Origin of the sequence: Kitasatospora sp. NPDC058243, from assembly GCF_042882025.1 — a bacterium.
In the GTDB taxonomy this organism is placed as follows: domain Bacteria; phylum Actinomycetota; class Actinomycetes; order Streptomycetales; family Streptomycetaceae; genus Kitasatospora.
Genome location: NZ_JBHVWW010000057.1, coordinates 22,114 through 45,304, shown reverse-complemented (window position 1 = coordinate 45,304; position 23,191 = coordinate 22,114). Strand labels below are relative to the sequence as shown.

Annotated in this window: 19 protein-coding genes and 1 CRISPR repeat array; of the genes, 8 read left to right on the top strand and 11 right to left on the bottom strand. The window is 72.4% G+C overall.

The genetic code is table 11. The features are described 5' to 3' along the window. Positions 1 to 303: 303 nt before the first annotated feature. On the bottom strand, positions 304 to 531 hold the full coding sequence (locus tag ACFVX9_RS29440; RefSeq protein WP_380345195.1) for a hypothetical protein: 228 nt from the start codon (positions 529 to 531) through the stop codon (positions 304 to 306). Next, positions 528 to 866, bottom strand: a complete 339-nt coding sequence (locus tag ACFVX9_RS29435; protein WP_380378983.1) for a hypothetical protein — start codon at positions 864 to 866, stop codon at positions 528 to 530. Before ACFVX9_RS29435 ends, ACFVX9_RS29440 begins: the two co-directional genes overlap by 4 nt. A gap of 107 nt (positions 867 to 973) precedes the next feature. Between ACFVX9_RS29435 and ACFVX9_RS29430 the strand changes: the two genes are divergently transcribed. Both ACFVX9_RS29430 and ACFVX9_RS29425 read left to right on the top strand, forming a co-directional pair. Then, entirely contained in the window at positions 974 to 2,014 is a 1,041-nt protein-coding gene (locus ACFVX9_RS29430) for a Scr1 family TA system antitoxin-like transcriptional regulator (RefSeq protein ID WP_380345191.1), read from the top strand. Positions 2,015 to 2,234: 220 nt separating this feature from the next. Continuing rightward, a complete protein-coding gene (locus ACFVX9_RS29425) occupies positions 2,235 to 3,671 on the top strand; it encodes an aminopeptidase P family protein (RefSeq protein WP_387984412.1) in 1,437 nt (478 codons plus the stop codon). A gap of 68 nt (positions 3,672 to 3,739) precedes the next feature. Here ACFVX9_RS29425 and ACFVX9_RS29420 read toward each other — a convergent pair whose 3' ends face one another. From ACFVX9_RS29420 to ACFVX9_RS29395, 6 genes are all read right to left on the bottom strand, one after another. Continuing rightward, entirely contained in the window at positions 3,740 to 5,152 is a 1,413-nt protein-coding gene (locus ACFVX9_RS29420; protein ID WP_380485052.1) for a pyridoxal phosphate-dependent aminotransferase, read from the bottom strand. A 137-nt stretch (positions 5,153 to 5,289) separates the two neighbouring features. Continuing rightward, positions 5,290 to 5,757, bottom strand: a complete 468-nt coding sequence (locus ACFVX9_RS29415) for a GNAT family N-acetyltransferase (protein WP_387984410.1) — start codon at positions 5,755 to 5,757, stop codon at positions 5,290 to 5,292. Between the two features lie 66 nt (positions 5,758 to 5,823). Continuing rightward, positions 5,824 to 6,600, bottom strand: coding sequence for a class I SAM-dependent methyltransferase (locus ACFVX9_RS29410; protein WP_387984409.1), 777 nt, complete (start codon positions 6,598 to 6,600; stop codon positions 5,824 to 5,826). An 89-nt stretch (positions 6,601 to 6,689) separates the two neighbouring features. After that, positions 6,690 to 7,688, bottom strand: a complete 999-nt coding sequence (locus ACFVX9_RS29405) for a substrate-binding domain-containing protein (RefSeq protein WP_387984407.1) — start codon at positions 7,686 to 7,688, stop codon at positions 6,690 to 6,692. Between the two features lie 94 nt (positions 7,689 to 7,782). Further along, complete coding sequence (locus tag ACFVX9_RS29400) at positions 7,783 to 9,306, bottom strand: ATP-binding protein (protein WP_387984405.1); 1,524 nt, start codon at positions 9,304 to 9,306, stop codon at positions 7,783 to 7,785. A gap of 1 nt (position 9,307) precedes the next feature. Continuing rightward, positions 9,308 to 9,985 (bottom strand): response regulator transcription factor, encoded by a 678-nt coding sequence (locus tag ACFVX9_RS29395; RefSeq protein ID WP_380378996.1) that lies wholly within the window; start codon positions 9,983 to 9,985, stop codon positions 9,308 to 9,310. A gap of 135 nt (positions 9,986 to 10,120) precedes the next feature. Here ACFVX9_RS29395 and ACFVX9_RS29390 point away from each other — a divergent pair, with 135 nt between their 5' ends. Then, positions 10,121 to 10,723, top strand: a complete 603-nt coding sequence (locus ACFVX9_RS29390; protein ID WP_380485061.1) for a hypothetical protein — start codon at positions 10,121 to 10,123, stop codon at positions 10,721 to 10,723. Positions 10,724 to 10,778: 55 nt separating this feature from the next. Continuing rightward, entirely contained in the window at positions 10,779 to 11,594 is an 816-nt protein-coding gene (locus ACFVX9_RS29385) for a hypothetical protein (protein WP_380485063.1), read from the top strand. Positions 11,595 to 11,720: 126 nt separating this feature from the next. On the opposite strand, the gene paaK is transcribed toward ACFVX9_RS29385, so the two are convergent. After that, the gene (gene paaK, locus ACFVX9_RS29380) at positions 11,721 to 13,097 is read right to left on the bottom strand and encodes a phenylacetate--CoA ligase PaaK (RefSeq protein WP_380485065.1); all 1,377 of its coding nucleotides are present in this window, start codon (positions 13,095 to 13,097) and stop codon (positions 11,721 to 11,723) included. Positions 13,098 to 13,375: 278 nt separating this feature from the next. On the opposite strand from paaK, the gene ACFVX9_RS29375 reads away from it, so the two are divergent. The 3 genes from ACFVX9_RS29375 to ACFVX9_RS29365 all read left to right on the top strand — a co-directional run bounded on the left by ACFVX9_RS29375 (position 13,376) and on the right by ACFVX9_RS29365 (position 16,763). Then, positions 13,376 to 14,956 (top strand): hypothetical protein, encoded by a 1,581-nt coding sequence (locus ACFVX9_RS29375; RefSeq protein WP_387984404.1) that lies wholly within the window; start codon positions 13,376 to 13,378, stop codon positions 14,954 to 14,956. Positions 14,957 to 14,976: 20 nt separating this feature from the next. Next, a complete protein-coding gene (locus ACFVX9_RS29370) occupies positions 14,977 to 15,336 on the top strand; it encodes a hypothetical protein (RefSeq protein WP_387984403.1) in 360 nt (119 codons plus the stop codon). A gap of 248 nt (positions 15,337 to 15,584) precedes the next feature. After that, the gene (locus ACFVX9_RS29365) at positions 15,585 to 16,763 is read left to right on the top strand and encodes an ROK family protein (protein ID WP_063346257.1); all 1,179 of its coding nucleotides are present in this window, start codon (positions 15,585 to 15,587) and stop codon (positions 16,761 to 16,763) included. Between the two features lie 215 nt (positions 16,764 to 16,978). Here the strand turns inward: ACFVX9_RS29365 and ACFVX9_RS29360 are convergent, their stop codons facing one another. Further along, positions 16,979 to 17,752, bottom strand: a complete 774-nt coding sequence (locus ACFVX9_RS29360) for a GntR family transcriptional regulator (RefSeq protein WP_363376523.1) — start codon at positions 17,750 to 17,752, stop codon at positions 16,979 to 16,981. Positions 17,753 to 18,038: 286 nt separating this feature from the next. Between ACFVX9_RS29360 and ACFVX9_RS29355 the strand changes: the two genes are divergently transcribed. Further along, a complete protein-coding gene (locus ACFVX9_RS29355; RefSeq protein ID WP_387984424.1) occupies positions 18,039 to 18,833 on the top strand; it encodes an exodeoxyribonuclease III in 795 nt (264 codons plus the stop codon). Positions 18,834 to 20,681: 1,848 nt separating this feature from the next. Then, positions 20,682 to 22,224: a CRISPR direct-repeat array (repeat unit 20 nt; unit sequence GTTGCGATCCTCGGCCGCCC). A gap of 86 nt (positions 22,225 to 22,310) precedes the next feature. Here ACFVX9_RS29355 and cas7c read toward each other — a convergent pair. Continuing rightward, a complete protein-coding gene (cas7c, locus tag ACFVX9_RS29350) occupies positions 22,311 to 23,168 on the bottom strand; it encodes a type I-C CRISPR-associated protein Cas7/Csd2 (RefSeq protein ID WP_387716853.1) in 858 nt (285 codons plus the stop codon). Between the last annotated feature and the right edge of the window lie 23 nt (positions 23,169 to 23,191).

Here is a 23,191-nt window from a genome sequence, read left to right as displayed (position 1 = left end):
GTGCGGGAAGGGGGAACAGGAGCAAGAAAAAGGTCCCCCCCTTGTGGGCCACCTTCCGAACTGACGCCTGGAATGGCGCTGGACACTGCGTTTGGGGCGGGGGCTTCGAGCCCCTTGGAACCCCGCGCCGTCATGTCTGCACCCTCATCCACCCCGCGGCGAGCGCGAATCCACCCGTCGAGGAGGCGATGAAGACGAGAACGCACACCAATGCACTCGCCTCAGTGGGAACACACTCAGGAATCGCGAGAAAAACCACACCCGCGAGCGCGAAACTCCCGATGGCGATGGCACCGGAGGCGATTACGGTCGCATTCCCCTGCGGAGGACGACGACCAGCCGCTCGATGACGTCCGGCCGGGCGGCCCCGAGGTCGATCAGGATGACTCCGGTGGCTTTGGCCGAGAGCCAGTCGATACCGAGGGAGGGCAGTTTGACCTCGGCGGCGCGCAGGACGGCCTGGAGGTCGTCGAGGATGTCGGCCGCGACGCGACGGTCCTCGGCCGTGACCTTGTCGATCATGCTGCTCATGGGGCATCGCACTCTTCGCTGTTCGTGATCCAACGCGCTTCGGTGTCCCACTCCACGCCACCTCCGACGGGCCGGAGGAAGGCCAGCCCGTGCTGCCACCCCATGAAGACGGCCCAGCGCCCGGAGCGGACGTCGTAGACCCGCTCGCCGACAACGGTCGGCCGGTAAGGCTCGGACGGCGGCGCCACCCGTCGCACGGGCGGCGCCGCCGGGGCGATGGCGCCACTGCCCATCCGCGCCTCGGGAACGGAATCGCCGCACTGCGGGCACCGACAGGGCGGAAAGTTCCGCCGCAGGACGATGCTTTCGCCGGATTGAACGTTCGTCATATCCACGGAATAACTCCTCTCTGTTGCTAACTCCTCACCAAGAGTGGCCAATCGCGGCTAGCATCGGAAGAGCTTCACTTTGACAGCGAGCACTGTGGAAATGGGTGGTTGCCATGCCTCAGCGGGAAGTAGACCCGACCGCATCTCCGAACGCAGCCATCGGCGTTCAGCTCCGGCGCTTCCGCAAGGCGAGAGGGCTCACTCAGATCGAGCTCGGGCGGCGGACCAACTACAGCGATTCGCTCATCTCCATGATCGAGAACGGAGACCGTCCCGCGCCGCTGAACCTCGTCCGGCGATGCGACAAGGAACTCGACACCTGCGAGGCGCTTGAGCTCCTGTACTGGAGCGCGAAGAACAGCACTCTGATCGGTGGATTCGTCTCCTACACCGAGCACGAAGCCAAGGCCACCGCCTTCAAGATCTTCGAGCTGAACGTCATCCCGGGGCTGCTCCAGACGCGGGGCTACGCATCGGCGCTCATCAACGCCGCAGCCCAACGAGGTGAGATCCCCGAGGACAAAGCCATCGAACGCCTGAATGTCCGCATGGCGCGGCAGGCCTTGCTGTACCGCGAACCGTCTCCCTCCATCCACATCGTCCTGGACGAGAGCTGCCTGCGAACCGTTGGCGGCCCCTTCGTCATGGCCGAGCAGCTTCGCCGACTTGAGAGCGTGGCCGGCCTTCCGCACGTCATGCTGCAGATCGCGCCGTCCACTCTTGGCGAAGCCCTCCCGGCGACCATGCCGTTCACCCTGCTGACCAGCACGGACAAGAAGTGGATGGCCTACCTCGAAACCATCCAACGGGGCTACGTCGAGCGCGAGGACGAGGACAAGATCCGCTCCCTCGTAGAGACTTACCATTGGCTCCAGGCCCAAGCCCTCTCATGCGAAAACTCGTTGGCCCTCATCCGCACCCGTCTCAAGGAGTTCCACGCCATGTTCCCCATCGCGACGGTCAAGCCCACCTCCTGGCTGAAGTCCTCGTACAGCAACGGCGGCGGCCAATGCATCGAGGTCGCACCCGGGCTCCCCGGCATCCTCCCCGTCCGCGACAGCAAGGACCCCGAGGGCCCTCGACTCGCCTTCGGCGCCGACGCCTGGCGGTCCTTCATCACCGGCGTCAAGTCCGGCGACTTCGGCACTGTCTGAGATCCTCGGCTGCCGACCAGCGGGGTCCGGTCGGGGTGCCGTACTTGATCCAGGCCGCCGGGGTGGCGTTGTCGTTGCGCAGGTGGAAGGCCAGGCCGACCGGGTCAACCCCTTCTCTTCGAACTCTGCTCGATATACCGTACATAACGCTTGTTACGTACCGGGCAGGTCAGCGTAGCGAAGCGCCTCGCATCCACCACCCTCACCTGGAGAGTCTGCTGTGACCGAACCCGCCGAGACCATCAAGTACCGCAAGAACGGCCTCACCCGCGGCGTCACGGACGAGCTCGCCGAGAACATGAAGCAGGGCTGGGCCGACACCGAGCGCCTCTCCCTGGAGCCGATCCCGCAGGCCGCGCACACCGCCCGCCGCCGCGCCGAGCTGTCCGCGGCCTTCCCCGGCGAGCGCCTGGTGGTCCCGTCCGGCAACCCGAAGGTGCGGGCCAACGACACCGACTACCCGTTCCGCCCGTCCTCCGACTACGTCTACCTGACCGGCGACCAGTCCCAGGACGCCGTGCTGGTCCTGGAGCCGACCGGCGACACCGGCCACCGGGCCGTGCTCTACCTGCGCGACCGCTCCCGGACCGACAACGGCGAGTTCTGGCTGGACAACCACGGCGAGCTGTGGGACGGCCGCCGCAACAGCCTGGCCGAGAGCGAGCAGCTGCTCGGCCTGCCCTGCCGGGACGTCCGCACCGTCCGCGCGGACCTGGGCGCCGCCACCGGCCCGGTGCGCGTGCTGCGCCGCCACGACGCGGGCGTGGAGCAGTCCCTCCAGGGCCGGGCCGTCGCCGAGCGGGACGCGGAGTTCGAGGTCTTCCTGTCCGGCCAGCGCCTGGTCAAGGACGAGTTCGAGATCGCCGAGCTGCGCTTCGCCTGCGAGGCCACCGCCCGCGGCTTCGAGGACGTGGTGCGCATCCTCGGCACCGACACCGAGACCCCCGAGCGGCTGATCGAGGGCACCTTCTTCGTCCGGGCCCGGATCGAGGGCAACGACATCGGCTACGGCAGCATCGCCGCGGCCGGCCCGCACGCCACCACCCTGCACTGGGTGCGCAACAACGGCCACGCCAAGCCCGGCGACCTCCTGCTGCTCGACGCCGGCGTGGAGACCAACCGCCTGTACACCGCCGACGTCACCCGCACCCTCCCGGTCAGCGGCCGCTTCACCGACCTGCAACGCAAGGTCTACGACGCGGTGTACGCGGCGCAGGAGGCCGGCATCGCCGCGGTGAAGCCCGGCGCCGACTTCCGCGACTTCCACCACGCCGCCCAGCGCGAGCTCGCCGAACACCTCACCTCCTGGGGCCTGTTCGGCGACCTCACCGCCGACAAGGTGTACGAGCTGGGCCTGCACCGCCGCTTCACCCTGGCCGGCACCGGCCACATGCTCGGCCTCGACGTCCACGACTGCGCCCACTCGCGCACCGAGGAGCACGTCGACGGCCCGCTGAAGCCGGGCATGGTGCTCACCGTCGAGCCGGGCATCTACTTCCAGCAGAACGACCTGACCGTGCCCGAGGAGTACCGCGGCATCGGCGTCCGGATCGAGGACGACATCCTGGTCACCGAGGACGGCAACGAGAACCTGTCGGCCGGCCTCCCCCGCACCTCCACCGAGGTCGAGGCCTGGCTCGCCGAACTGCGCGGCTGAGCTGGGCGGCTGAGTCCGGGAACGGCGCATGCGGCACCCGGGAGCTCCCGGGTGCCGCACGGTACCGGCTACTTCAGCTTCCCCAGCGCCGTCCCCACCCGCTGGACGGCGGCGACGACGTCCTCGGGCTGGCGGGCGGTGAAGCAGAGGCGGAAGAAGCCGGGTGCCGGGTTGTGCATGGTGCCGCCGGGCAGCAGGGTGACCTCGGTGGGCTCGGCCATGAGGTACCTGAACAGCAGCTCCTCCTTCGGGTCGAGTCCGCTCGACCGGGCGAGCGGCAGCCCGGCCACCTCCTCGTGACCGTGGACGGGGTGCTTGCCGAGGTACTTGGAGAGGTCGAGCCAGAAGAACTGGGCGGCGTTGTCGCCGGGCCGGTGCACGTAGTCGATCCTGGCGGCGTCCAGGGCGCCCTTGACCCTGTCGAAACTGGTCTTGAGCAGCGTGCGGTACTCCCGCATCGCATAGGTGGTGTAGAGCTCGCCGCCGGAGCCGTTGGCGGGGGCGCTCAGCAGGTCCTGGATGACGTAGGTCTTCAGCGAGTCGAAGGGGCTGAACCAGGGCAGCGGGTGGGTGGGCTCGGCCGGGTCGTTGTTGCCGAGCATGGTGTTGCGCACGGCGAGGTTCCGGGAGATCACGAAGCCGGTGCGGAAGCCGGACAGGCCGAAGTCCTTGGCGAAGCCCCAGACCACGTGGATCCGGGCGGGCTGCTCCTGGTACGCCTTCAGGGCCAGCGCGCTGGTGAACTTCGTTGTGCTGCTGTCGAGTTGGGAGTGACAGTAGATCTCGTCCGAGATGATGTGCAGGTCGGTGTCCGTGAGCGCCCACCCGTAGATCTCGTCCAGCAGGGCCCGCGAGTAGTTCACGCCCAGCGGGTTGTGCGGGTTGGTGAGGACGAGCAGGCGCGGCGTGCGGCCGGCCGCCTTCCGGTCCTCGTAGGCCTTCTTGAGCAGGGGCAGGGTGAGCCGGTACCGCTCCTCCCCCGCGGTCGGCAGGTTCACCGGGACGCACCTGAGCCTGGGCCGCTCCTGGAAGGACCAGTTGAAGCCCTGCCAGTACGGCGCGGGGATCAGCACCTCGTCGCCGTCCTTGAGCGGCGGGCCGACCGGGTCGGCGCCCTTGAGCGCGAAGGCGATGCACTCCAGCGCGGAGGAGACCCCGGCCACGCCGAACACGTCGCCCTCGTGGACCTCGGCGCCGAGCGCCAGGGTGAGCAGCTTGGCGACCGGCCGGCGCACCGCCAAGGTCCCGGCCGAGTCGATGTACTGGATGTACCGCTCGGGGATCAGCTGGATGTTGTCGAAGACCTTCTTCTTCATCGAGTGGTGGTAGAGCAGGACGTTCTCGGCGACGGACAGGTTGACCGCTCGGGGGGACGCCACGTGCTGGTGGAAGTAGGCGAGGGCCTGTTCCAGGTCGGTCATCCGGGTGAGCTGTTCGGCGGCCGCCTCGGGGGAGGCGAGGGTGCGGGTGTCGTCGGTCATGGCAGTCCTTCTCCGGGCTTCGCGGGGTGGGCTGGGCGGCGTGCCGGAACATGGTCGTTCGCACACGCATCGGCCCCAGCGGACCACGCCCCGGGCACGGCCGCCAGCGCTCGGCGCCCGTCCGGACGGGGGCGGGATCAGGCGGTCAGCGGCTTGACCCAGCGGCTCCACTGCGGTTCGGGGCGGTAGCCGGCGGCCTCCCAGGTGCGGTGGCCGAGGGCGTTGTCGTCCAGCACCATGGCGTCCGCGCGGTGGCCGCCGAGCGCGGCAAAGCGCGCCTCGGCGGCCGCGAGCAGGGCGGCGCCGATGCCCCGGCGGCGGTGGTCGGGGTCGACGGCGAGCCGGTAGAGGTGGCAGCGCCAGCCGTCCCAGCCGGCGATCACGGTGCCGAGGACGGCGGTCGGGTCGCCCGCCGGGGTCGCGACGATCAGGCACTCCGGGTCCCGGGCGAGCAGCGCGGCCACGCCCGGGGCGTCGTCCGTGATGCTGGCGCCCTTCGCCGCCCGGGCCCAGAGGGCGAGCAGCGCGGGAATCTCGTCGGGGGCGGCGGTGCGCAGGACGATCCCGTCGGGGGCGGGAGTGCGCGGAGCGATCTCGTCGGTCATGGCGGCCTGTTTAGCAGGCGGTTCCGCCCGGCGGCCAGGAATTCCGCAGCCTGGACGGACGGGCCGTCAGCCCAGTCGCCACACCGTGGTGGTCTTGACGGCGGTGTCCTCCAGGTCGGCGACGACCGGCACCTGGTAGGCGGCGAGCGCGGTGAACCGCTCCCGGGGCAGGTAGGCCCGGCCGGGGTCGCCGACGATGACGGTGGCGCCGCGCGCGGCGGCCCGTTCCAGGAAGGGCAGGAAACGGGCGGCCATGGCCCGTTCGTAGAAGACGTCACCGGCGAGCACCACATCGGCCGGGGCGCCGTCGCCGTCCACCAGGTCCACCAGGGCGGCCTCCACGCGCACGCCGTTGGCCTCGGCGTTGAGGCCGATGGCGGCCACCGCGTAGGCGTCGATCTCGGCGGCGCGCACGGACGCGGCGCCGCTCAGCGCGGCCGCGACGCCGACCACCCCGCCCCCGGCGGCCACGTCGAGCACCGCCCGCCCGGCCACCAGCTCGGGGTGGTCCAGCACGTGGCGGGCGACGGCCACCCCGCCCGCCCAGGCGAACGCCCAGAACGGCGGCGGCAGTCCGACCTCCCCCCGCGCCCGCTCGGTGGTCTCCCACAGGGTGATCGCGTCCTCGGCCATGTGCAGGCCGACCTCGGGGACGAACGGGACGGGCTTCAGCTCGGTCTCGCGCCGGATGAAGGCGAGGTCGGCCTCCGGCGGGCGGCTCTCCGGTTGATCGGCCTCCGGTTGATCGGCCTCCGGCTGGTCGGTCTCCGCTTGATCGGTCTCCGACGGGTGGGTCTCCGGCTGGTCGGTCTCCGGCTTGAGAGTGCGCAGCTCACTCGGCATCTCCGCAGCATAGGGCCCACGCGGGGGTGCTCACGCCCGCCCGGCCGCCGTCCGGACGCGCCGGGCGAGCGAGCCGGCGCCCGCCGCAGCTACTGGAGGCCGGCCGCGGAGCAGGCGGCGACGTAGTCCGGCGTGCAGATCTGGGCGACGGTGAAGAGGCCGTCGGCGACCACGGTGGCCTTGACGTTGTCCTTGGTGAGCGCGACCGGGGCGATCAGGCCGGTCGGCACCTTGTCGCTGCTGCCGCTGGTCACCGTGGTCGGCACGAGGGCGCCGCCGATTTCCTGGCCGTAGGCCAGGTCGACGGCCAGCTGCGCGGCCGTGTCGGCCTCCGACTTGAGGGGCTTGTAGACCGACATGGCCTGGGCGCCCGCCAGGATCCTCTGCACGCCGTCGAGTTGGAAGTCCTGGCCGGTCAACGGGACACTCAGGCCGGACGCCTCGGAATCGGACGCGCTGGAGTCGACCGCGCTGGGTACGGCAGCGTTGGGGTCGGCCGCGCTGGGATCGGCCGCGTTGGGGTCGGTGGGCGAGCCGTTGGTCGTGATCGCCTCGCCGACGTCCGCCGTGCCGCCTACCACCGCCGCCGCGGCCTGGCCCCGCAGTTCGCCGACCTTGCGGTTGTCGAAGGACACGTAGGCGTCGACCGGGCCCTGGGCGAGGCGGTCGTAGGCGACCACCCTGACGCCCGCGTCGTGCGCCTTCTGGATCGACGCCTGGATCGACTCGGCGTCCACCGCGTCCAGGATCAGCACCTTGGCGCCCTTCTTCACGGCGGCGTCGATCTGGGTCTGCTGGACGGCGGCGTCCTGGCCGGCGTTGTAGTAGTCGATCTGCGCGTCCGGCGCCAGCTCCTTGATCTTCTTCTCGATCAGCGGCCGGTCGAACTGCTCGTAGCGAGTCGTCCTGGCCTCCGGCAGCAGCAGGGCTATCCGCCCGGCTCCCCTCCCGGCCGCGGCCGGGAGGGGGGGCGGTCCGCCGCCGGAGCCGCCGCTGGACGACTGCGTCGCGCTGTCGCAGGACGCCGCGCCCAGGCCGAGGGAAATCGCTGCGGTCACCGCGAGGACGCGGCGCAGCCCGATGCTCATGAGGATGCCTTTCCGATTGGTTGGGTCCACCCCTCTTTCGTTCGAGTCTGGGAACCTTCGGCCGCGACCACGATCCCGGTGCGCCGAATGGGTCTCAGGCCTCCGTCAGCGGGTGTCCGTCAAAAGGCGTCCGCGAGGCGGAGGCTGGCGCGACGGCAGGCCCCGGGGCGGGAGCCGGCGGGACGGCGGCCAGCGGGAGGGTCGCCGTGAGCCGGGCCCCGGACGGCGTCGGGGTGACGGCCAGGGTGCCGCCGTGGTGGCGGGCGATGTCGCGGGCGATCGGCAGGCCCAGGCCGCTGCCGCCCTCGTCGCGGCTGCGGGCGTCGTCGAGGCGGGTGAAGCGTTCGAAGACGCGCTCACGGTCGGCGGGCGGGATGCCCGGGCCGTCGTCCTCGACGTCCAGGACGGCCACGCCTCGGGCGCGGTCGGCGGCGAGCCGGACGTGGACGGCGCCCGCCGCGTGCCGGTCGGCGTTGTCGAGCAGGTTGGTGAGCAGCCGGCCGAGCCAGAGCAGAATGCCTTCGACGGCCACCGCGGGGGCCAGGTCGGTGGTGCGCCGGTGCGGGCCGGCCGGGCGGCCGAGCACGGTGGCGGCGACCAGCCCGGTGAGGTCGATCCGCTGCCGGGGCCGGTCCTCGGCGCCGCCGCCCGCGTCGAGCCGGGCGAGCAGCAGCAGGTCGGTGGCGAGGCTCTGCAGCCGGTCGGTGTCCTGGAGCGCGCCGTGCACCAGTTCGGCCCGGACGGCCGGGTCGGGGTGGGTGTCGGCGACCTCCAGCTGGGTGCGCAGCACCGCGAGCGGGCTGCGCAGTTCGTGCGAGGCGTCGGCGATGAACTGCCGCTGGCGCCGTCCGGAGGCCTCCAGCCGGTCGAGCATCGCGTTCATGGTGGCGGCCAGGCGGGCGATCTCGTCGGCGGTTCCGGGCTCGGGGACGCGCCGGTGCAGGTCCCGCCCGGTGATCGCGTCGACCTCGGCGCGGATGGCCTCCACCGGCCGCAGCGCGTGCCCGGTCACCCGCCAGGTGACGACCACGCCGATGAGCAGCAGCAGCGGGCAGGCGACGGCGAGCGCGGCCTGGGTGGTGTCGAGGGCCTCGTCGGCGGCGCGCAGCGAGGCGCCCGCGTAGACGGTGACCGGCCCGCCCGGGGTGTCGGCGGTGACGGCGGTGAGCCGCTGGCGGTGGTGGTCGTACAGCGGGTCGATGTCGTCGGTGGTGCGCGAGCCGGTGCGGTGGGCGGCGGTGAGGGCGGTCCGGCCGGCCAGGTTGGGGCTGGCGGCGAGGACGGTGCCGTGGGCGTCGACGGCCTGGAGGAAGTCGGTGCCGTGGCCGGCGTGCAGGACGGGCGTCAGCCGCCCCTGGACGGCGAGTTGGGCGACGGACTCGGCCTGCTGCCGGGTGGCGGAGGCGGCGGAGGCGACCAGGTCGGCGTGCAGGGCGGTCAGCAGTCCGGCGCCGGCCAGGGCCAGGGCCGCGGCGAGCACCGTACCGGCGGCGGCGGTGGCCCGGGCGCGCACGGACCGGGGGACGAAGCGGCGCAGCGGGCGCGGGAGCCCGGGGCGGCGCGGCGGGGTGGGGAGGCGGCGCAGCACTGCGAGGAGCCGGGGCGGGCGCGGGCGCATCTCAGCCGCCGTCGGGGGCGAGCCGGTAGCCGGCGCCGCGCATGGTCTGGAGGGCGGCGCGGCCGAACGGGGCGTCGATCTTGCGCCGCAGGGCGTGGATGTGGACCTCGACGATGCTCGGGTCGGCGTCGTGGTGGGCGTCCCAGACGTGGTCGAGGATCTCCCGCTTGGAGACCACCGTCCCGGCGCGCGCGGCCAGGTACTCCAGGATCGCGAACTCACGGGCGGTCAGCTGGGTGGGGTGGCCGGCCCGGACGCAGGTGCGGGCGTTGGCGTCGAGGACCAGGTCGCCGAGGGTGTGCAGGCGCGGGCGCCGCTGGTCGACCCGGCGGTGCAGGGCGCGCAGCCGGGCGAGCAGCACGACGAAGGAGAACGGCTTGGACAGGTAGTCGTCGGCGCCGGTGTCCAGGGCCTCCGCCTCGTCCCATTCGCCGTCCTTGGCGGTGAGCATCAGGATCCCGGCCCGGCAGCCGCTCGCGCGCAGCCGGGCGCAGACCCGGTAGCCGTTGAGGCCGGGCAGCATGATGTCGAGGACGATCACGTCGTAGGGGTGGCGGTCGGCGAGGGCGAGGCCTTCGGGCCCGTTGTGGGCGGTGTCGACGGTGTGACCGTCGGCCTCCAGGCCGCGGCGCAGCGCGGTGGCCATCCGGCGTTCGTCCTCGACGACGAGTATGTGCATCCGTTCAGGGTGCCAGGTGGTTCCGCGCGGTCCGTCGGCGGCTTAAGCGGGGGTTCAGGAACGGTCCGCCATGATCGCCGGGCGCGCCCGGGGGGATCCGGGCGCGCTGAGCAGCCGAGGCAAGGAGAACGCCCGATGAGCGACGCCACGTCGTCCACCACCCCGCTCCCGGAGGACCCGGAGCAGGCGCAGCAGGCTTCGCAGGCGCAGCCGCAGTCGAAGCGGCCCCGGGCGGCGCGGCTGCGCGGTTGGGCGGGCGGACGGGAGCGCCGGATCGCCGCCGGGGTGGCCGCCGTCGCGCTGATCGGCGCGGGCGGGCTGGTGGCGCTGGCGGTCGCGCACGAGGAGCACGGGCGCGGGGACCACCGCGGGCTGAGCCGGGCCGAGGGCGGCTCGTCCGACGAGCACGGTGGCCGCAACGGCGGCCGCAACGCGCACGACGGGACCGACGGGACCGCCGGGAGCGCCGGGAGCGACCGGGGCGAGGGACACGCCAAGCGCGGCCGGACCGCCCCCGCCCCGCTCCCCTCCCTCGCCGCCTCGACCGCGCTGGAGAAGGCGCAGGGCGCCGTCCCCGGCGGGCGGGCCGAGTCGCTGCGGCGCGTCGCCCAGCAGGGCGGCTCCGCCGCCTGGGCCGTGGTGGTCGTGGGCCCGGACGGCGTGCGTCACCTGGTGACCGTGGACGGCACCAGCGGTGAGCTGACCGGGAACACGGTCGTCGACGGGTCCGGGCGCTGACGTGGCCCGGCACGCGACGACGACCCGGGCTGCGACGACGGCCCGGGCCGCGACGATGACCCGGGTCGCGGCCCGCCCGGACGCCCTGGCCGGGGGCACCCCTGCCGAGGGAGCCCCGGCGGGGGCCAGCAAGGTCCCGGCGGTGGACGGCTGGTTCTGGCTGGTGAAGGTGCTGACCACCGGCATGGGCGAGACCCTGTCGGACTTCCTGGCGCACACCGTCGGCCCGGTGCCGGCGGTTGCGGCGGCCGGGCTGTTGCTCGCCGTGGCGCTGCTGGTCCAGCTGCGGCTGCGCCGCTGCGTGCCCGGGGTGTACTGGGCGGTGGTGGTGCTGGTCAGCGTGTTCGGCACGATGGTCGCCGATGTCGCGCACGTCGCGCTGGGCGTGCCGTACGCGGTGTCGGCGGGCGGGCTGGCGGTGGCGCTGGCCGCGCTGTTCGTGCTCTGGCACCGGGTGGAGGGCTCGCTGGCGATCGACCGGGTGACCGGGCTGCGCCGGGAGCTGTTCTACTGGGCCGCGGTGCTGCTGACCTTCGCCCTGGGCACGGCGCTGGGCGATCTGACGGCGGCCACGCTGCGCGCCGGGTACCTGCTGGCCGGTCTGGGCTTCGCCGTGCTGATCGCCGTCCCGGCGGTGGCGGCGCGGGCCCGCTGGGTGGGCCCGGTGGCCGGGTTCTGGTGGGCGTACGTGCTGACCCGTCCGCTGGGCGCCTCGTTCGCGGACTGGCTGGGCGTGGGCGCCGACCGGGGCGGCCTCGGGCTGGGCACCGGCCCGGTGAGCCTGGCGCTGGCGGTGCTGATGGCGGCCGCCCTCGCCCTGGCGGCCCGGGCGCGCCGTCGCCGGAGGGCGGCTGGACGCTCCGCCGCCTGACCGTCTACATTGCTGTAGACGCCGGAGGCGTAGGGCATCACCCCCCGGACAGCCCTACGCCTCCGGCCTCGCAGGCCCCACGCCCCCGGGCCCCCAGGCCTCCAGGGCCGTGGGCTCCCGCAGGCCTCACCCCCGCTCGTCGACCACCCGCCGGATCTTCCCGACCGAGCGTTCCAGCGCGTACGGCTCCACCACCTCGACCGCGACCGTCACGCCCACCCCGTCCTTCACCGCCCGGACGATCGCCTCCCGCGCCGCCGCCCGCTGCTCGGCCGGGGCGTCCGGCCTCGCCTCGACCCGGACGGTCATGTGGTCCAGCCGCCCCTGCCGGGTGAGCCGCAGCTGGAAGTGCGGCGCGACGCCCGGGGTCCGCAGCAGGACCTCCTCGATCTGGGTCGGGAAGACGTTCACCCCACGCAGGATGATCATGTCGTCGCTGCGCCCGGTGACCTTCTCCATCCGCCGGAAGGCCGGCCGCGCGGTGCCGGGCAGCAGCCTGCTGAGGTCGCGGGTGCGGTAGCGGATGACCGGCAGCGCCTCCTTGGTGAGCGAGGTGAAGACCAGTTCGCCGCCCTCGCCGTCGGGCAGCACCTGGTCGGTGAACGGGTCCACGATCTCCGGGTAGAAGTGGTCCTCCCAGATGTGCAGCCCGTCCTTGGTCTCCACGCACTCCTGCGCCACGCCGGGGCCGACCACCTCGGAGAGGCCGTAGATGTCGACGGCGTGCAGGTCGAGCCGGTCCTCGATCTCGCGCCGCATCTCCTCCGTCCACGGCTCGGCGCCGAAGATACCGATGCGCAGCGAGGTGCTGCGCGGGTCGACGCCCTGCTTCTCGAACTCGTCGAGCAGGGTGAGCAGGTAGGAGGGGGTGACCATGATGATCTCGGGACGGAAGTCCTGGATGAGCTGCACCTGCCGGGCCGTCATGCCGCCGGAGGCCGGGATGACGGTGCAGCCGGCCCGCTCGGCGCCGTAGTGCGCGCCCAGCCCGCCGGTGAACAGCCCGTAGCCGTACGCGATGTGCACCTTGTGCCCGGGCCTGCCGCCGGCCGCGCGGATCGACCGGGCGACCACGTCGGCCCACATCGACAGGTCGTGCTCGGTGTAGCCGACGACGGCCGGGCGCCCGGTGGTGCCGCTGGAGGCGTGGATCCGGCGGACCTGCTCCATCGGGACGGCGAACATGCCGAACGGGTAGCCCTCGCGCAGGTCGGCCTTGGTGGTGAAGGGGAAGCGGGCGAGGTCGGCCAGGGTGCGGCAGTCCTCGGGGCCGACGCCGGCCGCGTCGAACTTGCGGCGGTACAGCTCGACGTTGTCGTACGCGTGGCGCAGGGTGGCCCGGAGGCGGGTGAGCTGGTGGGCGCGCAGCTCGTCGACGCCCATCCGCTCGCCGGCGTCCAGCAGCGCGGGCGGGAGCGGCTCGCCCAGGCGCCGGGCGGGCTCTTCGCCACGCTGTCCGGGCTCTTCGCTGTACGGGCTCGGGGCGGGTGCGGTGCCGGTCATCGTCGCTCCTCCGCAGGTCGGCCGGGGCGGGTGCGCCGACCGATCGTTCGGTCAGGACGGCCCCCACGCCAAGTAACCCAGCGCCCGTACCGGCTGTCAAGGGGTCGCACGCCGGATCCGGAATGCGAAGTTCCGACCACTTCGGGTGGAGATCGGGCACCCACCTTGGCTGGCCGATATGAAAATCATTACAGAAGTTTGACCCGTGCACGGCATCACCCGGCCCGACCGCGTGGTTCAGTAGTGCGGTTTCTCCCCCGCACCCCGGAGTGATCACCGTGCCCACGACTCCCGCCCTGGTCAGCGCGCTGCGCGAACTCGGCGACCGACCCGCCGTCGTCGCCGACGGGCGCGCGATCAGCGGCATCGGCCTGCTGCTCGGCGTCTCCCCGCCGGGCGGCCTGCCCCGGGCCCTCGCCCAGCGCGTCGCCGCCCACGCCGCGCTGCCGCCATCCGCCGCCCGCACCGCCGAACAGCGGCTGCGGCACTGGGCGGGCGTCCTCGGCCCGCCGCCCATCCGGCACACCGTGCTCCACCCCGCCACCGACCTCGCCGTCGAACTCGCCCTCGCCACCCTGCTCGCCGGCGGCACCGTCCACTGCGGCGACCCCCGGCAGGACCCCGAGCAGCAGCTCGTCGACCTCGCCGCCAGCGCCACCACCCACCTCAGCCTCCCCTCCACCCTGCTGTGGCGCCTCAGCCGCCGCCCCGACCTCGCCGACCACGACCTCGGCGCCCTGCGGTTCGTCCTGCACGTCGGCCCCGAACCCCGGCAGGACGACGTGTACGCCGCCGTCGACGCGCTCGGCGCCGTCCTCGCCCACGTCCGCGCCCCGCACAGCCACGCCGAAGCCGCCGACCGGCGACTGCGCACCGCCGCCGACGCCGCCGACGCCATCGCCTGGAAACACGCCATAGGCGTCACCACCGAACAGGTCCAGGCCTTCGGCACCCACCTCGACCACGCCGTCCTGTCCGCACTGCTGCTGACCCTCCAGCAGAGCGGCGTCCTCACCGACCCCGGGCGCGGACACACCGAGGCCGAGATCCTCGCCGCCGCCCTTGTCACCCCCGCCCAGCGGCCCCGGGTCGGCCGCTGGCTCGACGCGCTCACCCGGCACGGCCTGATCACCCGGCACGACGACGTCCACTACGGCCGACCCGAACTCACCGCGGCCGAGGTCCGGGAGGCCTGGCGGCCCGCCGTCGAGACCTGGAACGACGGGCTCGGTCCGGTCGCCGCCCTGGACCGGATCCGGCGCGGCGCACTACGGCTGCCCCGGCTGATCACCGGCGAGGAGGCACCCCGCCCGGCCGCCGCCCCGATCCGCTGGACGGCCGCCCGCGGCTACCTCGGCGCCGCCCTCGGCGCGCTGGTCCGCGGCCTCGCCGAGACCCACGACGGGCCGCAGCCGCTGCGCATCCTCGAACTCGGCCAGGACGACGCCGACTCCACCGTCACCCGGGCCCTCGCCACCCGGCCCCGCCCCGGCGCCGACCACCACCAGCTGCCCGACGGCGGCCGCTACGACCTCGTCGTCGCCACCGTGACCGGCCACCCGGACACCGCCGTCCCGGAGCTGGTCGACCTGCTCGCGCCCGGCGGGCAGCTGCTGCTGCTCGCGCCCACCGGCGAACAGCTCGACCTGCTGATCACGGGGGACGCCGAGGCCGGCGCCGACTCCCCGGCCTCCCCGGCCGCCGCGGTCTCCGCCGCCCCCGCCGCCCCGGCGCTCCCCGCCGAGCGCTGGCGGGCCGCCCTCACCGCCGCCGGCTGCCCGACCGTCCTCGCGCTGCCCGAGGACGGGCACCCGATGGGACTGCTCGGGCAGCGGCTGTTCGCGGCGCGGATGCCCTGAGCCGCCGCTACCATCGGGCCGTGCCCGACTCCCCCGTGCAGTTCCTGCGGCGCTTGCCGCCCTTGCGCCCCTTCCAGCCCCAGCGGCGGCCGCGGTCGCTCCGGTCCAAGGCCTCCCTGGCCTCCCTCTCCTCGATCGCCTCCGTCTGCTCGATCGCCTCCATCGGGTCCGTCGGCTCGGTGCTGTCGATCGGCTCGGCCGGCTCCGTCCTCTCGATCGGGTCCGCCGGCAGCGTCCTGTCCCTCGGGTCGGCCGGCTCCGTGCTCAGCGCCCTGTCGGCCGGCTCCCGGCTGAGCCTCGGCTCGCTGCTCTCCGCCCGTTCCCGCTGGTCGGTACGGTCCCGGCGGCCCGGCGGCGGGCGGCCCGTGGCCGGGCCGTGAAGCCCGGGTCGTGCGCCACCACCCGATGCGTACCATTTCGATACCGAAGCCTGGATGAGCTGCAAGGATTCTCGCCCACCGGGCCCACCCCCGGGTAGGCTCCGCTTGTCCTCCGGCCCTGGCGCAGGCGGCCCCGCGCCGCCGTGCCGCGTTCCGAGGGTGGCACACCCCCCGCGGGCCATTCGGTGGGCACCGCGCACTCGACACCGCGCGCCAGGGCAGTCGCGCGAACGGCGAAGGGCATCGCATTGGCGGATCGGCTCACCGGAGGAGACTCCTCGCTGCTGCGGCGGATCAACGCGGCGGTCACGCTTCGGGCGCTGCGGACCGGCCACTCCGTGACCCTCACTCAGCTCGTCGGCGAGACCGGGCTCTCCCGCCCGACCGTCGAGGGCGTCATCGAGGGTCTGGTCGAAACCGGGCTGGTCGCCGAGGTCGACCAGCCCAAGGAGGACGGCCAGCCCGGCACCGGCCGGCGCGGCCGACCGGCCCGCTGGTTCCGCTTCCGCGCCGAGGCCGGGCACATCCTCGGCATCGAGGTCGGCGTGCACGACATCCGCGTCATCCTCGCCGACCTCACCGGCGAGGTGGTGGGCAGTCACTTCAAGCCGGTCGACGAGACCCTGGACGCCGAGGACCGGCTCGCCGCCGTCCGCACCGCCGTCGCCGAGGTCCTGCGCAAGGCCGGCATCTCCCGCGACAACCTCTGGGCCGTCGGCATCGGCACCCCCGGCATCGTCGACCGCGACGGCACCATCCAACTCGGCACCGCCATGCCCGGCTGGACCGGTCTCGACCTCGGCGCCCGGCTGCGGCGCTCCTTCCGCTGCCCCGTCCTGATCGAGAACGACGCCAACCTCGCCGCCATCGCCGAACACTGGCAGGGCGCGGCGGTCGGCGCCGGCGACGTCGTCTTCGTCATGGCCGGCCTCAGCCCCGGCGCCGGCTCCCTCATCAACGGCAGGCTGCACCGCGGCCACGGCGGGGCGGCCGGCGAGATCGGCGCCCTCCACCTGCTCGGCCAGGAGGTCACCCCCGAGCGCCTCCTCTCCACCACCGGCAAGCCGCTCAACCCGCTCGACGAGGCCGCCGTCGCCCGCGTCCTGCGGCTCGCGCGGGAGGGCGACGAGGTGGCGAAGGTCGCCATGGACCGCTTCCTCACCCGCCTGGTCCAGGGCGTCGCCGCGCTCGTCCTGGCCATCGACCCGCAGCTCGTCGTGATCGGCGGCTGGGCGGCCGGCCTCGACGGCGTCCTGGAACCGCTGCGCGAGCGCCTCGCCCAGTTCACCCTCCGCGCCCCCGAGGTGGCGCTCGCCGCGCTCGGCTCCGAGGTCGTGGCGATGGGCGCGCTGCGCGTCGCCCTCGACCACGTCGAGGACCAGCTGTTCGCCGTCGACCCGCCGACCACCGGCAACGGCCGCGCCTGACGGGCCCCGGGGAGGCAGCCCCCGCGTGCGGCCGGACGGGGGGGGCGGCCCACCCCCCCCCCCACCCCCAACCAAAACACAACCAAAAACCAAACCATCACGCCCTGGGTTGAACCCGGGGCGGCGGTCCGGACCCAGCTCCGCCCGGACAACGACCGAGGCCCGGAAGCCAATCGGGCGTCCGGGCCTCGGCCTGAGGGTGTCGGAAAAGTGGTTCAGGAGGCGGTGCGGACCTCGGCCGCAGCGCCGACCGGGGTGACCTCGACCAGCCCGGTCGAGCCGAAGGTCAGCTTGCAGGTGTCGGCCCGGTAGGTGGCGACGGCGAGCGCCACCAGGCGGCCGGCCGACGCGTACTGGGTGGTCATCACCAGCACCGGCGAGCCGGGCGGGCGCTCCAGCAGGGCGCCCTCGGCGGCCTCGGCGACACCCAGCTCGACCGCGCGGGACTCGCCGTCCACCTCCAGCCGCTCCAGCTGGCGCAGCACCGAGCGGGCCCGGTCGCTCTCGGCCCGGAAGCCGGGCAGGTGCGGCAGCGCGGCGGCCGGGACGTGCAGCGACTCGGTGGCCACCGCCCGGCCCTCCACCAGGCGAACCCGGCGGACGGTGTGCACGGTGGCGCCCTCGGCGATGCCGAGGCCCTTGGCCAGCTGCGCCGGGGCGGGGGCGGTGGTGCAGTCGACCGTCCGCCAGGCCTGGTTGCGGCCGACGCCGGGCCAGCCCTCCTCCTGCCGGTTGACCGGGACGCCGACCCGCGGGGCGGCGATCAGGGTGCCGATCCCCCGGCGGCGCACCAGGCGGCCCTCCAGCTCCAGCTGGTCGAGGGCCTGCCGCAGGGTCGCCCGGGCGACCCCGAAGCGGGCGGAGAGCTCGCGCTCGTTGGGCAGGACCTGGCCGGTGGAGAACTCCGAGTCGATGGCCCGCAGCAGCACCGTGCGCAGGTGCCAGTACTTCGGTTCCGGCACCGCCGAAAGCTGTCCAGTCGTCCCCACCGTGTCCTCCACCCTGCTCTGTCCACCCTGCGGTAAGGAGGTCGGATCCCGGGCCCGCTGTCCGCGGATGCGGCAGGTGGGAGAGCGGGCTTTTATCCGTCCTTCTTTATTAAAGGTCTTTGCAGTAAGCGACCCTAGGTGCATCGTCCGGAGATGGTCAAGACCAATGGCGCGGCTTGGTGCGACTGTCGCACACATTCATGCCGCGTTCACGTCATCCCACGGCCGGTGCGCGTCACGCTTCGGCGCAGGCCCCGGCACTCGGTAGGCTGCCCGGGTGATCGTGGTGACGAGTGTGAACGTGAACGGAATCCGGGCGGCAGCCAAGAAGGGCTTCGTCGAGTGGCTGGCCGGCACCGAGGCGGACGTGGTCTGCCTCCAGGAGGTGCGCTCCGAGCCGGAGCAACTGCCAGTCGAACTGCGCGACCTCGACGGCTGGCACGCGGTCTGGGCCCCCTCCGTCGCCAAGGGCCGGGCCGGCGTCGCCGTCCTGTCCCGCCAGAAGCCGCAGCGGACCGTCATCGGATTCGGGTCCGAGGAGTTCGACAACACGGGCAGGTACGTCGAAATCGACCTGCCCGGGCTGACCGTCGCCAGCCTCTACCTCCCCTCCGGCGAGGTCGGCACCGAACGCCAGGACGAGAAGGAACGCTTCATGGCGGAATTCCTCGTCCACCTCACCGCCCTCCGCACCCGCGCCGCCGCCGACGGCCGCGAGGTCGTCGTCTGCGGCGACTGGAACATCGCCCACCGCCCCGAAGACCTCAAGAACTGGAAGGCCAACCAGAAGTCCGCCGGCTTCCTCCCCGAAGAACGCGCCTGGCTCTCCCGCGTCTACGACGAAGCCGGCTACGTCGACGTCGTCCGTACCCTCCACCCCGACCGCACCGGCCCCTACTCCTGGTGGTCCTACCGCGGCCGCGCCTTCGACAACGACTCCGGCTGGAGGATCGACCTCCAGGTCGCCACCCCCACCCTCGCCGCCAAGGCCGTCGAAGCCTACGTCGAACGCGCCGCCACCCACGCCGAGCGGTGGTCCGACCACGCACCGGTCACGGCAGTGTTCGATCTGAACAACTAGGCAGCAGAAACTGGTAGTTCGACAGAATCAAGAGGCGGCCCCGACGCGGGGCATGCCACACGTCGGGGCTGCCTCTCGGTAGCAAATACGCCAGCGGCGAGGGACCTCGCACGGCAATCCCGGAGTGGATTTTTCAACAAAGCGATTTAGGTGACTCTGCTTCCACAAGCGAAGCACCCGTCCGCCCCAGATCAGCTCCCCCGACGATCCAGACCCGAACATCCCTCTAGATATGGCCACCGCCCGCAACCCCTTGACCCCCCGTCGCCCGCGCGTAGCCACCGCTGCACGTCAGACGGTAGATAGCTCGCGCTGTTCGTTCACCGAAAGGCACCTCAGAGACGGCGGTGAACGACGCGTGGTCCCCAGCAAGTCCCCCCGACTCGGTCTCGGCTACTCCAGGAAGCGATCACCACTCTCGTCTCAGGGTCCAGCTCGGCACTGTCGGCACCGCACCAGAACTGCGATCCTGGCCACCCAAGAGGGCAACCGCCACCACCCTCCGGCGCTGGGTGCGCGGACAGCGCGGCATCGCGTTGCGATCCTCGACCGCCCGGGAGGGCGACCGCCACCCGCAGAGGTAGGAGCGCTGGCGGCGGTAGCCAAGGAGGTTGCGATCCTCGGCCGCCCGGGAGGGCGACCGCCACGTGCTGGTCGCTCCAGATCGTCTCTTCCAGGTGGAGGTTGCGATCCTCGGCCGTCCCGAAGGGCGACCGCCCACGCCTCGGCTCCGGCGCGTGCGCCAGCTGGCGCATGTTGCGATCCTCGGCCGACCCAGGGGCGACCGTCACGACCCATGACGGTGGGTCCGTCCAGGCCGATGGTCTTGTTGCGATCCTCGGCCGCCCCGAAGGGCAACCGTCAACGAACGCATGCCGGGACGGGCGCCTGTCACACGACGGGTTGCGATCCTCGGACGCCCGAAGGACGGCCGCCACGTAACGCTCAGCGGTGTCGAGGTCGGCGGTGATCCTGTTGCGATCCTCGGCCGCCCCGGGAGGCGACCGCCACGTGGTCGCTGGTGAGCAGCGGCATCCAGGCCGCGGGGTTGCGATCCTCGGCCGTCCCAAAGGGCGACAACCGCCCCCGGCCACCGGCCGGTCCGTCCGGTGGTCCTCCGTGACGTTGCGATCCTCAACCGCCCTGGAGGGCGACGGCCGCATCGGCTCCATACCGCAGTCACAGCGCGGGTGCCGCTTGTTGCGATCCTCGGCCGCCCCGAAGAGCGACCGCCACGCGGGCGGCGATCCGGGCCCGCATCCTGTCCATCGAGTTGCGATCGTCGGCCACCCCGAACGGCAACCGCCACAGGGACAGTAGGAGGGCTTCGCCCCGCAGCGCCTTGTTGCGACCCTCGGCCGCCCCCGAGGACGACCGCCACTGGGCCTGCTGGCAGCGGCCGTTGTTACAGCAGGCCTTCGATGTTGTGATCCTCGGCCGCCCCGGAGGGCCACCGCCACCGCCCGGAGCAATGATGCCGGCAGGAGCCGTGGAGCCGTTGTAATCCTCGGTCGCCCCCGACTGCGACCGCTGCTGCTCCCGGAAGAGGACCGTGGGCAAGCGATTGCCCCGCTCCGAAGGACAGCCGTTACCAGCGACGTGATTCTCGTCGACGACGCGCAGGACATGTTGCTATCCTCGGCCGCCCCGAGGGACGACCGCCATTCCCCACTGAGTTGCGCCCGCCACCGACCGGGGCAACGTTGCGGCACTCAACTCTCCCCAAAGACAGCAGCCACGTCGACGACATTCTCCCAGGTGTCGGGGGCGGTCAGATTGCGATCACCGATCGTCGAGGAAGATGGACCGCTTCTCTTGGACGGACTCCTCACCATTGTCCCGACAGATGTTGCAAACCTCGGCCGCCCTGGAGCACGACCGCCACCGCGAGTGGCGAGCTCATGGACATGTACTACGCCATGTTTCGATCCTCGACCGCCCCAGAGGGCGACCGCCACCTTGTCGCGGAACCTGGCCGCCTGGCCGTCTCACGCGTTGCGATCCTCGGCCGCCCCGAGGGACGACCGCCGCCGGCCACCGTCGTCCACATGCCGAGGTGATAACGGACGTTGCGATCCTTGGCGACCCGGGAGGGCGACCGCCTCAAGGACGTCGCCCCAGACGTCGGCGGTCTACTCGTCGTTGCGATCCTCGGCCGCACGGGCCGGCGACTGCCACGTACGCCGAGGTCAGCGTCTCGATCTGCTTTTGGGTGTTGCGATCCTTAGCCGACCCGAAGGACAACCGCCACACAGGAGCGGCTGAACCTCGCGCTCGATCTGGCCAGGTTGCGATCCTCGGTCGCCCTGCAGGGCGACCACCACTCACCACGACGGCGCCTTCGTCGTCCCGGCCCATCGAGTGGCAATCTTCGGCCGCCCCGGAGAGCAACCGCTACGACATCGTCCAGGCCCTGGGCCGGGCCGTTCGCCAGTTGCAATCTTCGGCCGCCCCGAAGGGCGACCGCCACGGTTGTGCTGGAGCTTTCCGATCGGGAGGTGCCACTTGTTGCGATCCTCGGCCGCCCCGGAGGGCGACCGCCACGCCGCCCGCACCTCGGCGAGGACAAACTGAGCGGTGTTGCGATCCTCGACCGCCCCCAGCGACTCGTCGGTGATCGCCAGCGACCACGCGGTGTTGCAATCCTCGACCGCCCCGGAGAATGACCGCCACGAGCGGTCACCGCTGTTCACCGCCGGACATGAGGCGTTGCGATCCTCAGCCGCCCCGGAGGGCCACCGCCACCTGCCACCCGCTGTACGCCTCCACCGTCATAGTGCCATTGCGATCCGCGGCCGCCCCGGAGGGCGACCGCCACCCGGCGCCGGTACGGACCCGGGTCATCTGGGTTTGGTTGCGATCCGCGGCCGCCCGGGAGGGCGACCGCCACCGGCAGCGGCACCTCCTGTCCGCACGCGTCGTGCACGTTGCGATCCTCGGCCGCCCCCGAGGGCGACCGCCACACGGCTGGTCATCTTCTTCCCGCCGAGGGTGGCGTTGTTGCGATCCTCGGCCGCCCCGGAAGGCGACCGCCACTCGCGCACGACCACCACGACTACACCGCGGTTGACGGCGTTGCGATCCTCGGCCGCCCCGGAGCACGACCGCCACCTGGCACGGGCAGTACCTGGAGTCGTGCGGCACGATGTTGCGATCCTCGGCCGCCCCGGACGGCAACCGCCACGGTGAGCTTCTGCATCAGCAGTGCCTCGTGGATGACGTTGCGATCCTCGGCCGCCCGAAAGGGCGACCGCCACATCCTCCGCGAAGTCGTTTCGCTCCTCCATGATGAGGTTGCGATCCTCGGCCGCCCCGGAAGGCGAACGCCGCCCTCATCCACGCGGGGGACAACGTGCAAGTGCAGGTGGTTGCGATCCTCAGCGGCCCAAGAGGACATTGGCCTGGCCGCGGCCCGAATGCGGTCCACTGTTGAGTTCTCAAGTTGCGGGGCAGCTGCCTGGGGCTGTTCGGGTCTGGCTAGTCGACCAGTGCGGTAAGAGTGACTCCTTCCGGGACGTCTGCGTCGACAGTGACCTTGTAGTCGGCGTACGAGCGTGCCGCGGTATGGCCGAGCGGGGTGACGTGCACTCGATCGAGGAGCTTGTGCGCGGGGGTCTGGCCGTAGGCGTCAGAGTGGCTGAAGACCCAGAGTCCTCGCAGGGCCATGGAGGCGCGGGCGGCGGCGCGGTCGTGTTCCAGCATCATCTCGAATGCCTGCCACAGGGCTTGGAGGTCGTCGCTGGTGACACCGGTCTTGGAAGCGAGGGGGGCCGAGAAGTGGCCGGCGCCCCTGTAGAGGCCGTAGGGGACAATGTTCTTGGTGCCCATCTCGGTCTGCTTGGTAGCCAGGTCCTCGACTCGGGTCGGGGTGACGCGGGTGATGGGGACTTCGATCGTGGTGACGGGGTCGATGGACCTGCTGAACGTGAGCTGCAGGGGGCCCTGGACGCGGCCGGCGGTTCGGTCGCGGTTCTTGCCGGTGGTCATGACGGCGCCCATCATGCGGACGTCGTAGAAGGTCTGACACATCCAGTCGCGGGCCTCCGACTCATTGGCGGCGCCGCCGGTGTCGTAGGCGCGCTCGTGTTGGGCGTTGAGGGCGACGCCCGCTTCCACGTAGATGTCGTAGCCGGGGCGGCCGGCGTTCAGGAGGGCGATGGTGTTGCGGATCTTTCGCTTGAGGGCGACGTCGGTGATGTAGCCCTGCATGGTGATGGGGTCGGTGCGGGGGGCGCCGCCGTTGTCGGGGTCGCCGTTGGGGTTGCCGTCGACGATGTCGAAGAGGAACACGAAGTCGTGCTTGCGCGCGGGGTCGAGGTGGGCGGGGACGGTCATGGTGGGTTCTCGCTTCCTGGCGG